The organism is Sulfitobacter sp. UBA4523, assembly GCF_002388305.1.
GTDB lineage: Bacteria > Pseudomonadota > Alphaproteobacteria > Rhodobacterales > Rhodobacteraceae > Sulfitobacter > Sulfitobacter pontiacus.
Genome location: NZ_DGMH01000060.1, coordinates 3,297 through 15,525 on the forward strand (window position 1 = coordinate 3,297; position 12,229 = coordinate 15,525).

Annotated in this window: 13 protein-coding genes; 5 read left to right on the plus strand and 8 right to left on the minus strand. The window is 58.1% G+C overall.

Going from position 1 to position 12,229, the window contains the following annotated elements; translation table 11 throughout:
• Positions 1-234: 234 nt before the first annotated feature.
• The 3 genes from B3849_RS14405 (at position 235) to B3849_RS14415 (ending at position 2,342) form a co-directional block, all read left to right on the plus strand.
• Positions 235-606 (plus strand): helix-turn-helix domain-containing protein, encoded by a 372-nt coding sequence (locus B3849_RS14405; RefSeq protein ID WP_286780364.1) that lies wholly within the window; start codon positions 235-237, stop codon positions 604-606.
• 138 nt (positions 607-744) lie between these two features.
• Positions 745-1,254, plus strand: coding sequence for a metallophosphoesterase family protein (locus tag B3849_RS14410; RefSeq protein ID WP_286780365.1), 510 nt, complete (start codon positions 745-747; stop codon positions 1,252-1,254).
• Positions 1,255-1,880: 626 nt separating this feature from the next.
• The gene (locus B3849_RS14415) at positions 1,881-2,342 is read left to right on the plus strand and encodes a hypothetical protein (RefSeq protein ID WP_286780366.1); all 462 of its coding nucleotides are present in this window, start codon (positions 1,881-1,883) and stop codon (positions 2,340-2,342) included.
• A gap of 367 nt (positions 2,343-2,709) precedes the next feature.
• Here the strand turns inward: B3849_RS14415 and B3849_RS14420 are convergent, their stop codons facing one another.
• From B3849_RS14420 to B3849_RS14455, 8 genes are all read right to left on the minus strand, one after another.
• On the minus strand, positions 2,710-3,057 hold the full coding sequence (locus tag B3849_RS14420) for a RidA family protein (RefSeq protein ID WP_286780376.1): 348 nt from the start codon (positions 3,055-3,057) through the stop codon (positions 2,710-2,712).
• Positions 3,058-3,059: 2 nt separating this feature from the next.
• Positions 3,060-3,827 carry an ABC transporter permease gene (locus B3849_RS14425; protein WP_286780367.1) on the minus strand — a complete coding sequence of 256 codons (768 nt, stop codon included), beginning with the start codon at positions 3,825-3,827 and terminating at the stop codon, positions 3,060-3,062.
• A 2-nt stretch (positions 3,828-3,829) separates the two neighbouring features.
• Positions 3,830-4,519, minus strand: coding sequence for an ABC transporter permease (locus tag B3849_RS14430; RefSeq protein ID WP_286780368.1), 690 nt, complete (start codon positions 4,517-4,519; stop codon positions 3,830-3,832).
• 66 nt (positions 4,520-4,585) lie between these two features.
• Complete coding sequence (locus B3849_RS14435; protein WP_286780369.1) at positions 4,586-5,377, minus strand: ABC transporter substrate-binding protein; 792 nt, start codon at positions 5,375-5,377, stop codon at positions 4,586-4,588.
• Positions 5,378-5,400: 23 nt separating this feature from the next.
• The gene (locus tag B3849_RS14440) at positions 5,401-6,171 is read right to left on the minus strand and encodes an ABC transporter ATP-binding protein (protein WP_286780370.1); all 771 of its coding nucleotides are present in this window, start codon (positions 6,169-6,171) and stop codon (positions 5,401-5,403) included.
• Positions 6,168-7,556 (minus strand): NAD(P)/FAD-dependent oxidoreductase, encoded by a 1,389-nt coding sequence (locus B3849_RS14445; RefSeq protein WP_286780371.1) that lies wholly within the window; start codon positions 7,554-7,556, stop codon positions 6,168-6,170. The genes B3849_RS14440 and B3849_RS14445 overlap by 4 nt, the downstream gene beginning before the upstream one ends.
• Positions 7,549-7,866: a (2Fe-2S)-binding protein gene (locus B3849_RS14450; RefSeq protein WP_286780372.1), complete on the minus strand. Its 318-nt coding sequence runs from the start codon at positions 7,864-7,866 to the stop codon at positions 7,549-7,551. The genes B3849_RS14445 and B3849_RS14450 overlap by 8 nt, the downstream gene beginning before the upstream one ends.
• Positions 7,832-8,956: an NAD(P)/FAD-dependent oxidoreductase gene (locus B3849_RS14455; RefSeq protein WP_286780373.1), complete on the minus strand. Its 1,125-nt coding sequence runs from the start codon at positions 8,954-8,956 to the stop codon at positions 7,832-7,834. The genes B3849_RS14450 and B3849_RS14455 overlap by 35 nt, the downstream gene beginning before the upstream one ends.
• Positions 8,957-9,046: 90 nt before the next feature.
• On the opposite strand from B3849_RS14455, the gene B3849_RS14460 reads away from it, so the two are divergent.
• Together B3849_RS14460 and B3849_RS14465 are read left to right on the plus strand one after the other, a co-directional pair.
• Positions 9,047-9,988 carry a LysR substrate-binding domain-containing protein gene (locus B3849_RS14460; protein ID WP_286780374.1) on the plus strand — a complete coding sequence of 314 codons (942 nt, stop codon included), beginning with the start codon at positions 9,047-9,049 and terminating at the stop codon, positions 9,986-9,988.
• Positions 9,989-10,020: 32 nt separating this feature from the next.
• On the plus strand, positions 10,021-12,096 hold the full coding sequence (locus tag B3849_RS14465; protein ID WP_286780375.1) for a hypothetical protein: 2,076 nt from the start codon (positions 10,021-10,023) through the stop codon (positions 12,094-12,096).
• Positions 12,097-12,229: the final 133 nt, after the last annotated feature.

A 12,229-nucleotide genomic window follows, 5' to 3' on the forward strand; every position in this document is an offset into this window, starting at 1 on the left:
AACGAGCCGTCCAGGTAGCTGACGAGGCTTCTTGACGGGGCGCGCCAATGCGCCTGATTGCATTACCCGAAACGAGTCCAAGTGCCGGTCTATTTGTAAGTGGGGGACACGACAGGCAGGCCTCAAGTGACGAGGTTGGCCAGACTGACCGGACGCGTGTTAAAAACCTCTCAAGTAACAAATCAATTCATAGCAAATGTGCTATACTACGACTCGACAATGGAGATACTGGTAATGGCGAAAAGTTACACATCCCTCCGAAACGCGCTCCATCTCGCGCATCCGCAACTCGCGGAGCGCCAAGCCCAGAACGTCCGCAAGCGTGAGATCGCCGTGAAACTGCGCGCTCTGCGTGATGCACGGGGGCTGACCCAAGACGAAGTCGCTGCGGCAGCAGGTATGACCCAATCGATAATCGCACGGCTGGAATCCCTGTCCGGGTCCGTGCCAAGCCTCGAGTCAATCGAGCGCTACGTGACTGCGTGTGGTGGCCACTTCGCGCTGCTTATCTCGGACAAGCAGATCGATAGCGAAGATGCCTTCAACGATGCTTTCGTGAAGGCCCGCGGCCGCATCGGTTCGGATATCGAACTCAACCTTGATTAGCGTGAGCTGCCAAGCAAATTCCCGAGAAAAGGGTGAAAATGTAGGAGGAACGCCCAATCTGCCTGATGTAGCCGTCCGCATTCTACAGTCGTGCAAAGCCAATCGCCGAGGAGCTAACCACATGCAGAACTGTCTTCGATGACCACCGAGGCTTCTCCTGTTCAGTCTCTATGCCCGCCAGCTCCTGAAGAGGTTGTCGGCGTCATCTCCGATACTCACGGCCTGCTCCGACCCGAAGCGCTGGAAGCTCTGCAAGGCGTCGGCCACATCCTGCATGCAGGAGACATCGGCGATCCAGCGCATCTCGACGCTCTCGCCCGCGTAGCGCCCTTGCCGGCAATACGCGGCAACATCGACCGTAGTCCCTGGGCCGAAGACCTGCCCCGAACGGCGAGCCTCACAATCCACGGGCTGAACATTTACATGATCCATGACCGCAAGGATCTACAGGTCGATTCGGAGGCCCAATGCCGGAATGTTGTGATCTCAGGCCATTCGCACAAGCCCAGCATTGAAGAGACCGGCTCCCTTCTTTGGTTGAATCCCGGGGCGGCCGGCCCACGCCGCTCCCGGCTGCCGATTACGCTGGCGTTCCTTTGGGCGGAGAATGGCCGCCCCCGTGCCATGATCCCCGAGTTGCCTGTTTAGACCGCTACTGATTGAACGTGAGCAACTGGACCGGCCATTCGATCGAACATGACATAGTTGTCCGTGCCGCGGGCGACAGATGACCCGCTCGCGCGAGGCATTCCTTTCGGAAGGTCGAGAGGCGGGGATGCGTTCGCAGAGGCAGGACCAGACCTTAAAAGTTGGGCCGTCCAAAGAACGTCATGCGCGACTGCGAGTGCTGGTAACTGCGCGGTATTACCTCGTTTCATACCGGTATAGCCGAACCCATGTTCACCGGCGGAGTGAGCCAGTCCGTGCAGCAGACGCTTCCGCCTGGTGACCAAGTTGCCATTGAAAGACTGCCCGACAGGCAGGCGGGGGTAGCGAGGCCCATCAACAACCACCCTCCGCGGGGACCACTCTGATTACCCGTTCGAGCGAACCTTCCTCATAGACAGCGGCGACGCTCAACTGAACTGGCTGTCGCCTCATTCCGGAACGTTATGATAGCCGTCACCGCCACCCCGCAGTGCTAAACGGCGGCGTGCAGGATTGCTCCGGGTGCGAGAGTCACCTTTCGAGCGAAGGCGGACCATCCCTCCAATTTAAATTTTTCATTCCGACGGCAAAGACCAATCTTCTGAGCACCAGACAGGAGACACGACATGAACGCTACGCAGCACCTTGACTTAATCGACCAGACTTTAGCCGGTCCCTACGGAGCCCTGCCTCTCACAGACTACCTTCGCCTGAACGGCAGCCGTTGGGTGGGAAATGCTTTGCCGCCAAGCATAAAGAAAGGGCCTCAAAAACAGTGTTTTCGCAATGCTTGGCGACTGAGCTTGTCCCATGGGTTTCCTTACTGTGAGGGCTATGGATGGGATGTCGATCTGGGTGCGCTTCCTTTTCAGCACGCTTGGAACCTCTGCCCAACATCCGGACGCGTCATCGACGCTACATGGGATATCGGCAGCCGCGCGATCTACCTTGGGATCGAACTATCGCCGAAGCAGTTAATGAGGATTATCGATTTGACCGAGCGTTTCGGGGTCCTGCAAAATGGCAGGGAGGAAGATCTTGAACTCGTCGAGCATGTCCTCGCTTCGCAGCCAATACCAGCCGAGTAGGTTTCTCTTGGTTCATCCGGACCTGCGAAAGATGGGTTCAGGTGCGACGGACCTTTGGCCGTATGTCGCATCCGGCCCTAACCGGACATTCAGACCCGGCTTCGATGCCGCACTGCGACTTCCCGAGACCGGCCATTCACACATCGTGCATTACTCTCGTTTGGTGAAAGTCAGCTGTGCGGGACTTTCCTGCCGTTCGCTGCGGCCGCTCAGTTTGCGCTGCGATTGCGAGGGCCTTTGGAATGAAGGGCGGAAAACGGTCGTTCGCTGCGACCGCAAATTCGCTCTTTGGGAATTAGTCAAGAATCAGTTTGTTTAGATATAAGCTCTTAGTGCAGCACGTGGCGTATGTCGCAATGCAAACTTATCATGACTCAATCACCGCGGCCGTGACGATTATCTCGACCCTAAGATCTGTATCGGCCAGCTTGGCTTCGCCGCAAGCACGCGCCGGGGCAGATCCTCGTGGCACCCAAGCATCCCAAACGGCGTTCATCTCATCGAAGTCAGCCATGTCCGCCAGCCAGACAATCGTCTGCAATATATGGTCACGCGAAGAACCTGCTTCGCGGAGCAACCTATCGACGCGGCCAAGGCAATCTTCGGTCTGTTCGGCAACTGTGGCACCGTTGCCGACTTGTCCGCAGAGATAGACGACCCCACGATGTCTCACAATTTTACTCATGCGCTGATTGGTCTGGAGGCGTTCGATCATGGTCATATTCTTTCAGGTGTAGGAAGGCTGGCCGCATCGGATGAAGCAGTCGTCGCGCGCCGGGTTAGATGGCGCAGATAACGGCGTTCGATACCGCGGAAGACCCATGTGATGCAAAGAACGATCAGGAAATAAAGCACAGCGGCGGTGATGAAGCCTTCGTAGGCAAGGTAGTAGCGTCCGTTCAACCAACGCCCGACACCCAGTATGTCCTGCAAAGTGATCGTGCTGGCGATGGCCGACCCGTGCAGCATGAAGATCACCTCGTTGGAATACGCCGGGATCGCGCGGCGGAAGGCCGAGGGCAGGATGATCCGACGCATGCGGCTGCGGTAGGAGTGGCCCGTAGCAATAGCGGCCTCGACCTCGCCCGTGGGCGTATCCGCAATGGCGCCCCGCAGCAACTCGGTCGTATAGGCGGCGGTATTGAGCGTGAAAGCGATCAGCGCGCACCACCAGGCCGATGACAGGATCGGGTCCCAAAGGAAACTCTGGCGGATCACCTCGAACTGACCGACGCCGTAGTAGATCAGATAGGTCTGCACCAGTAGCGGTGTTCCCCGGAAGACGTAGGTGTAGGCCTGCACCAACGGGTTGAAGACAGGGTGTTCTGCCGCGCGGGCAATTGCCATTGGGACCGACAGCAAGCCCCCCAGGAACAGCGACAGGAAGGTCAGGTTCAGCGTCACCCAGACGCCATAAAGAAAGCGGTCGAAATTCGCGGCGATCAGGGCGATGTCGAGCGGAACATAGGCCAGCAATTCTTCCATGATCACGCCCGCGCCACGCCGCGATTGTAGTGGCGCTCCACCGCCCGTAGCAGCAGATCAGACACGCCGGTGAGCAGCAGATAGATAACAAAGGCCGCCGCCATGAAGGTGAAGAGCTGGCCCGTCGAGCGGCCGGCGGTGAAGGCGTTGTAGACCAGATCCTGAAGCCCGATGACCGAAACCAGCGCCGTGGTCTTCAACTGCACCAGCCAGTTATTGGTGAAGCCCGGCAAGGCAAAGCGTATCATCTGGGGCCAGATGATATGTCGAAAGATCAGCGATTTGCGCATTCCGCAGCTGATGCCCGCCTCGATCTGGCCACGGGGAATGGCCATGATGGCGCCGCGAAACGTTTCGGTGAAATAGGCGCCGAAGATCACCCCAATGGTGCCCGCGCCGGCCGCGAACTGGCTGACCTCGACATAGCCCCAAAGCCCCGTCGCCGCGCCGAGATTGTTAAGGGTCACCTGTCCGCCGAAGAACACCAGCAGGATCAGCACCAGATCGGGCACGCCGCGCACGACGGTCGTATAGGCGCCAGCCAGCCGCTGCGATGCGCGATTGGATGAGAGTTTTGCCCAAGCGCCAAGCAGGCCGAAGATCAGCGCGATCGTCAGCGATGTCAGCGCCAGCTTGATGGTCATGATCGTGCCGTTGATCAATTGATCTTGGTAGTCCAAGAGCAAGTTCATCGCGTGTCCTCCGTTGGATCATCAGGGCGGCGCTCTGCCGCCCCAATGCAAAGCTTGTTCTTTAGGTCATTGCCCTTGGGGGCGACCGCCGTAGATGTCGAAGGGGAAGTATTTGTCGTTTATCTCGGCATATGAGCCGTTCTCGCGGAGCGCTGTGATGGCCTCGCTGAAGTCTTCACGCAGCTTGTCCTCACCCTTGCGCACGGCGATGCCAACGCCTTCGCCGTAGCAGTCGACATCGGTGTGATCACCGCCCAGAAAGGCGAAATCAGCGCCTTCATCGGAACTCAGGAAGCTTTCCTGCGCGATAAGACTGTCGGACAGCTGTGCGTCCACCCGGCCAAGCGCCAAGTCACGGAACACTTCGTCCTGAGAGCCATAGAGCACGATCTCGGCCTCGGGGAACATCTTCTCGGCGTAGCACTGGTGCGTGGCGCCGCGCTGGACACCGATGCGCTTGCCGGCCAGTCCATCGGGGGTGCCTTCGAAACCAGCATCCTTCGGGGCAACCAGTCGCGCCGGGGTTTGGTAGTATTTTTCGGAGAAATCGATCTGGCGCTTGCGCTCTTCGGTGATCGACATGGAGGCGACGATGGCATCGAACTTGCGCGCCTTCAGGGCCGGGATCATGCCGTCCCACTCCTGCTCGACCAGCTCGCACTCGCGCTGCATCTCGGCGCAGAGCGCTTTGGCAATGTCGATGTCAAAGCCCACCAGCGTGCCATCGGCCTCTTTGGAGGAGAACGGAGGGTAGGCCCCCTCGACGCCGATGCGCAGCGTGTCTTGGGCGGCAAGCGGCGCGGCAATGGCGGCCAGTGCGGCGGCCGCGACGGTGCTCAGGATTGTTCTACGAAACATGGTTTGGTCCTCTCTGTGGTTGGTCAGTTCATGCGTGACAAGAACGCTTGAAACTCGGGGGTTTGCGGGTTGGAAAACAGCTCTGCCGGCGGGCCCGCTTCGCAGACCTCGCCCTGATGCAGGAACACGGTTCGGGTGGAGACATCGCGGGCAAAGCCCATCTCATGGGTCACCACAAGCATGGTGCGGCCTTCTTCGGCCAGATCGCGCATGACGCCCAATACCTCGCCGACCAGCTCGGGGTCCAAGGCCGAGGTCGGCTCATCGAACAACATCACATCGGGGTCCATTGCCAACGCCCGGGCGATCGCCACCCGCTGCTGCTGGCCACCGGACAGATGCGCCGGGTAGTAGTCCGCCCGGTCAGACAGACCTACCTTTGCAAGCAGGGCCTCGGCTTTCCCGCGCGCCTCGGTTTTCGAGATACCTTGAACGTAAAGCGGGCCCTCCATGATATTGTCCATCACGGTCATATGCGACCAGAGATTGAAGCCCTGAAATACCATCGCCAAACGCGCGCGCATGCCCTCGACCTGCCGGAGGTCTGCCGGAACGATCTCGCCCCGGCGGTTCCGCGTCATGCGCATCTGTTCACCGCCCAGCCAGACTTCGCCGGAATTCGGCGTCTCGAGCAGGTTGATGCAGCGTAGGAATGTGCTCTTGCCTGAGCCAGAGGCACCGAGGATCGCGATGACCTCGCCTTTCGGTGCCTCGAGCGAGATACCCTTGATGACCTCGTGGGAGCCGAAGCTCTTGTGCAAATCCTTGATTTTCAGGGCGGCGGGAGCGCTCATGCCGGGTCCTCCTTGATGAGTGAAAGTGCGGCCATTTCGCCCAAGGCGATCGGCTTGATCGGGCTGCGCGCGCGCGGCGGCGTGATCGGGTGGTTGCCCTTCGCTTCGGCGCTCAGGAGACCGCGTAGGGTGGCGTCGCACATGCGGCCCTGACAGGGACCCATGCCGCAACGCAAAGAGGTCTTGATCTGCCGGTGCCCGTGAGGTCCTTCGCCTATCGCCTGACGGACAGCGCCGGCGGAAACCTCTTCGCAGCGGCAAACAATCGTGTCGTCTGCCGGGGCGTGGAACTCGGCCGGGGGAGCATAGGCGGCATCCAGAAACGGGCGGATGGCTCGGGCGCGGAACAGGGCGGCTCGCGGCCTCGCCGCACGCTGGTCGCGCGCATCGGCGTCGCATTTGCCAAGCTGACTCAGGATATTCAGCGCCGTCAGTTCACCCGCCGCCGCGGCGGCTTCCGCCCCTCCGATTCCGGCGCCGTCGCCTGCGATATGCAGACCGGGTTGATTGGTGGCGCCCCAGCGGTCGCATTCGGGTTGGTAGGCGCCCTGATCCTTGTTCCAGCTGTGCGCAATACCCGCCGCCCGCGTGATATGCGTTCCCGGCACCACCCCTTGGTGGGTCAGCAGCAGGCCGCAGTTGAGCGATCGCGCCTCTGCCGCGACGCGGAAGGAAAAGCGGATATCACCGTTCCTCTCCGCAGTAGCTCGGAAGTCTGAAGCAGCCGTATAGCGCGGCACGCCCGCCCGGCGGATCTTCGCAATCAGGCCGAGCCCCTTCAGCAGGGTCGCCGCCCCGAACATCGCCCGTGGCAGATGCCGCATTGCGCCGAACATTCCGCGGGTGGTCTGTGTTTCGACAAGCGCCAGCGGCGCGCAGCCAGCGTCAATCATCTGTGCTGCGACGAGGTAGAGCAACGGTCCCGAGCCTGCGAGCACGGCATTTTGGGGGAGCATGCCGGCGGCTTTCATCAATATCTGCGCTGCTCCAGCGGGCATGACGCCCGGAAGCGTCCAGCCCGGAAAGGGCACAGGACGTTCCTGCGCGCCGGTCGCAAGTAGCACATGTGCCGCCGAAAATGTCTGGCTCGCCCCGCCGCGCGACCACGTAACCCGCGGCCCGTTGTCCACCCTCCAAACGGTAGCACCTGACAGAAATTCGATGTTCGGATGGTCAAGCGCCTCAACGAGGCCCGCCCCCTGGGCATAGGCCGTGCCGAGCCAACTACGGCGGCCCTGGTTCTGCGCGACGTTGCGGTAAATCTGCCCACCGGCCTGCGGCTGTTCATCCAGCATCAGCACCCGAAGACCGCTGCGCGCCGCCACAGCCGCTGCTGACATGCCCGCCGGTCCGGCCCCGATGACGATGAGGTCCACATCAGTCATCTTGGTCTCCGTTTAGGCTGCGCAGACCCAACTGGCGCCGCACCACCATCCCTTCGCGCACCGGCGTCATGCATGCCTGGGTATTGGGCGTGCCATTAACGTTCACGAGACAGTCGAAACAGATGCCCATCATGCAAAACGCCGTGCGCGGCGCGCCCTGTGCGGTTTGCCGCGTCCAATCTCCCGAATGCGCCAACAGAGCTGCCGCCAGCGTCACACCGGCGGGGGCCATGACCGGCAGATCGTCAAGGTAGAATTGCACGCAGTCTCCCGTGTCAGGCAGCGTGCGAAAGCGCGAAGCGACGCTCATCGAAGGCCTCCATATCAGGGGTGGTGGACGTGTTCAGAATCCATTCGGCCAGGATGCTGGCGTGCAGAGGTGCAAGCGTGACACCGCTGTGACAGGTCACAAGAAAGGCGCCAGGGTGCGCGGCAGACTTGGCATAGACGGGGTAGCCGTCAGGAGACATTACCCGCAGCGCTCCCCAAGCCCGGACCACCCGCACATCTGCGAGCGCGGGGAACACGGTCACCGCATGGCGCGCGAGACCTGCCATGACGTCCAGGCTCTCGCTGTCGTCCATCCCTGTTTCTGTCTTGGTGCCGCCGATCTGAATACCACCTTCATCGACCTGACGGATGGTGCTGGAAAGGAACGGCAACCGATCCCCAAGTTTTTCGGTAATCAGGAGCTCGCCACGTTGCGGCCTTACCTGAGTCTCAAACCCGAGCCCGCCGGCCAAAGCGGTCGAGTCAAGACCGGCGCAGAGCACAACCATCTCGGCCCCGAGGGTTTGACCATTCGCCAACGCAAGCGAGAAGCCACCGTCCGGCTGTGGCGTGATCGTGGAAACTGTTGCGCCCATGGTCACGCATCCGCCCAAGGCATGCACGGAACGGCGGAGGGCCCGAAGAAAGCGAAGCGGGTTCACATGTCCGTCACGGGGCGAAAAACTCGCTCCGACGACTTCCGGCCCGATGCCCCCCAATTGACTGCGAAGGTCATCTCCGGACAAAATTTCAAAGCTGGCACGGTCGTTTAGGTGGGCAGCTTGCTGCTCAAGCTGAGCTGCAAAACCGGCCATCTCGGCTGGATCGGTAAAGAACTCATACCCCCCCGACTGGTCCAAAGCCACATCCATGCCCGAAAGCTCCTTCAGTTGGCGCGCAAAACCCGGCCAGGCGGTCAGCGCATCCATCGTCCAGTTCGCATAGGGCGCGAAATCCCAGCCCTTGCCCTGTCCCCAGATAAGCCCGAAGTTCCCCTGTGAAGCCCGCGCGTCCCCGTCAGCACCGTCCAGCACTCGCACTCGCTTTCCAGCCGAAAGTAGTCCGAGCGCGACAGATAGGCCGACAAGGCCGCCGCCGACGATCGTGATTTCAGGGTCGCTGTGCTGCATGTGATTCCTCCGCGACCAAAATCGCAGGGTTGATCACATAAGAATAATTGTAATATCTTCTCTATTCATTCTCTTAGGTTATGTATCGCTATGATCGGCCGACTCACACACCGACAGATTGAAGCATTCCGGGCGGTGATGGAGACCGGCAAGGTCACCTCCGCCGCGCAGGTGCTTGGGACGACACAGCCCTCTGTCAGTAAGCATATTGCAGATCTGGAGCATGCGGCTGGCTTCGAGATGTTTGAGCGCCAGGGGCGGCAGGTCGTGCCCACTCCGGAAGCCCGGGCGCTCTATGAAGAGGTCGAGCGATCTTTTGTCGGTATGGCGGAAATTTCACGGGTGATCGAAGATATCCGAGATTTCCGGACAGGTAGCTTGCTCATCGCCGGAATGCCGGCCCTCGCGCTGAAGTTCCTTCCCGATGTTGTCGCCGAGTTTATCGCCGAAGAGCCGGGCATCGCCGTGTCTTTACGCACTCGCAGTTCCCAAGCGGTGCTACGGCATCTCAGTTCGCAACAGTTCGACCTTGGCTTTGCAACTCTGGATAATGATCATCCCGCCGTTCTGCGCCGTCCGCTGTTTACGGGGCCGATGTTGGCTGTGCTTCCGCCCGGACATAAGCTCGAACGAAAAACCGTGCTTGAGCCTAAGGACTTCGATCAACAGCCCTTCATCGCACTGGGGGCAGAAATTGGCACACGGTCGGAGACAGATGCCTTTCTATCACTTGGCGACGCCCGCCCCCGGATTGTCGCCGAAGCGCAGTTGTCCGCTTCGATTTGCGAGATGGTCGCGGCTGGCGCGGGTGTTTCAATTGTGGAGCCAGTGACTGCGAGACATTTTGCCGAACTCGGACGCTGCGTCGTTCGACCTCTGTCACCGGCACAGCCCTTTCGCTACGATCTGCTGCTTCCCGCAACCCGTCAGCCTTCACGCGTCGCCGGCCAATTTTTAAGGTTGGTGAACGCACGTTTCGAGGCATTTCCTCGCCTACCGTCTAAGTTAAGCAGCGGTCAACGCCATCTTTAGATTAGATGGAGCGTCGACTACAACCAAAAATGATGCACAATACGATTTCGCTAAAGGCTCGCACGTTGCTAAGAACAGAAGATATTGCCACCCCGATATTCAAAAGATCAACTGAGGGGGGGGATAAATTGAGCTCCCCGTTTGCAAGGAACTTTAATATAGATCAATGGAAGAGCGCCCTTGCGGGCGCCAAAGATAACAAGCGGGACATCAAACTTTGCTTGTCTGCACTATTTTTTGGGAAACAGGTTTCGTCTCTCAGAAAGGAGCACGTGGACAACATATTCAACGGCATTAGCAAGCGTAGCGCGCTGGTTCTCGCCGTTGGTTCCGCCAATCGTAATTATCTCGCTCTGAAGGCAGATTTCCGAAGCAGGCAACAGGAGTTTGCTAAATCAGGAAACGCTGACTCATTTCACCTTATGGACGTAGGAAAGGCAGGAAGTCGAATTGCGCCTCAGGACAATCTATCACCGGATGATTTGACTACAGCAATCGTGGATACGTTACCTCATTGGTTCTTTCAAGCAAAAAACCTCTCAGTTGAGCGTGAGTCTATTAAGACAAAATTTAACCTCTTGGAGCGAAGAGCAGGTTGGGTGCTTTCGGTAGAAGCAGGCCTGAGAGATCTTTGGATGTCTGCGCTTTGGGAGGCGCGAGAATTAAAGCGAGATGGAGAGAATTTGATTTTTGGTCCTGCAAATCGTGAAAGCGATTCATACTGGTTTGCAAGCCAAATGCGGGCCGAAGCCGCTCTATGGGGGCCGCTTGCATTATTCCATGATTTACCGGAAGATCGAGAAGACACGCAACATATAACGGCCGTTTCGTTCACGCAATCTCGAAAAGGTCGCGTTCAGCTAAAAGCCTCAAAGCCATCCTCAAAAAAGCTTCGGAAGCTCAATGAAACGATGGGCATCTTGGAGCGTTCTTACATTAACGAGTTTTTAGACGTGCCGATCAAGGTTGCGGGCGCCGACATCACGATGAGGCTTCTCGTTCAGTCGCTATGGATTTTAGAGGAGCTTGGCTCCAGTATTAATTCGAAAATGCAGGCGAAGACTATCCAAAGTTATCGAGATGCCAAAGAGTTTTCGCTACGTGTCACGAAGATCGACTGTTTGAGGGCCTTTAGAGAAGGTTTGAGTGTTAGCGAAATCACTGCAAAGTCTATCTTGTCGCAATTTGTGCTGTCACCAGACGATACCGCGAAATGCTTTAGGGACGGTGCTTGGTTTCACCCCCTTGTAGAACTTGACGAAGAGCACGTCATGATCGTTCTGCCGTCGGTCGAAGTCGGATCAAAAATTCGATTTGTAGAAAGAACCTTGTCGGAATTGTTGGGACCTGACCTGAGTAAGGAGAAAAGTCTTGGCGAAACCTTTGAAAATAGCGTTCGGGAACGAGTTCGGATGGCACTGGACGGCAATGAGATCATCAATGATTTCGCGTGTTTACCGCATGCTTTGGATGAATCTGGAACGGGTGGAGAGGAGATAGATTTACTGTTCAGAATAGGGGGGCGGATCGTCGTTGGTGAAGTAAAGTGCTTGGTGGCTCCAAATGAATCCATTGACAGATTCAATCACCTTTCGAAACTGGAGGGCGCAGCAGAGCAGGCAAAAAGAAAAGCGGAGTGGTTTTCAAAAAACCTACAGTTAGTAGAAGGTTCGCTTGGCGTTGATCTTGCTAAAGCGGACATCGTCCCAATAGTTGTCTTGAATCAGAAAATTGGCTCAGGACTCTTGATTAATGGCGTAGCGATAACTGACATATCTCTGCTTGAGCTGTTCTCTAATGAAGGGTCGTATGCGTCAGGCGCAGCAATGAAAAAGGGCGAAAAAGCAGTTACTTTTACAACATTCTACACCAATCAAGAAGAAGCGGAAGCCGCGATTCCGGAGATCTTTTCATGTCCCCCGCCGTTAAAGCCATTTATTGAAGGTGTTGAGTGGATAAAAGTTGAGTTTCCGACGGGGTTTGGAAAGATGCTCCTTGAACACCCAAGGATGAAAGTTGGCGCACTTGTAACACCTGAACTGGAAGCTGCGGCGAGCGCTTTCTCGCTGAATGGTGGCTCTCCGGATAAGTCGCTGACCGCTGATTGATTGCTGGTATAGAATATGCAGCGAACGGCATCTCTCCGCCCGTGTCATTCTCAAAGTCCTCGCACGTGTGGCGGAGATCATGCATGTGCGGCGAAGGTCCGGAAGGTCCCTGACCTGCCCCCCGCGAAATCCC

Excerpts from the sequence above, each read along its gene's own strand:
- B3849_RS14405 (WP_286780364.1), top strand. The coding sequence starts at position 235 with ATGGCGAAAAGTTACACATCCCTCCGAAACGCGCTCCATCTCGCGCAT.
- B3849_RS14410 (WP_286780365.1), top strand. The coding sequence starts at position 745 with ATGACCACCGAGGCTTCTCCTGTTCAGTCTCTATGCCCGCCAGCTCCT.
- B3849_RS14415 (WP_286780366.1), top strand. The coding sequence starts at position 1,881 with ATGAACGCTACGCAGCACCTTGACTTAATCGACCAGACTTTAGCCGGT.
- B3849_RS14420 (WP_286780376.1), bottom strand. The coding sequence starts at position 3,057 with ATGATCGAACGCCTCCAGACCAATCAGCGCATGAGTAAAATTGTGAGA.
- B3849_RS14425 (WP_286780367.1), bottom strand. The coding sequence starts at position 3,827 with ATGGAAGAATTGCTGGCCTATGTTCCGCTCGACATCGCCCTGATCGCC.
- B3849_RS14430 (WP_286780368.1), bottom strand. The coding sequence starts at position 4,519 with ATGAACTTGCTCTTGGACTACCAAGATCAATTGATCAACGGCACGATC.
- B3849_RS14435 (WP_286780369.1), bottom strand. The coding sequence starts at position 5,377 with ATGTTTCGTAGAACAATCCTGAGCACCGTCGCGGCCGCCGCACTGGCC.
- B3849_RS14440 (WP_286780370.1), bottom strand. The coding sequence starts at position 6,171 with ATGAGCGCTCCCGCCGCCCTGAAAATCAAGGATTTGCACAAGAGCTTC.
- B3849_RS14445 (WP_286780371.1), bottom strand. The coding sequence starts at position 7,556 with ATGACTGATGTGGACCTCATCGTCATCGGGGCCGGACCGGCGGGCATG.
- B3849_RS14450 (WP_286780372.1), bottom strand. The coding sequence starts at position 7,866 with ATGAGCGTCGCTTCGCGCTTTCGCACGCTGCCTGACACGGGAGACTGC.
- B3849_RS14455 (WP_286780373.1), bottom strand. The coding sequence starts at position 8,956 with ATGCAGCACAGCGACCCTGAAATCACGATCGTCGGCGGCGGCCTTGTC.
- B3849_RS14460 (WP_286780374.1), top strand. The coding sequence starts at position 9,047 with ATGATCGGCCGACTCACACACCGACAGATTGAAGCATTCCGGGCGGTG.
- B3849_RS14465 (WP_286780375.1), top strand. The coding sequence starts at position 10,021 with ATGCACAATACGATTTCGCTAAAGGCTCGCACGTTGCTAAGAACAGAA.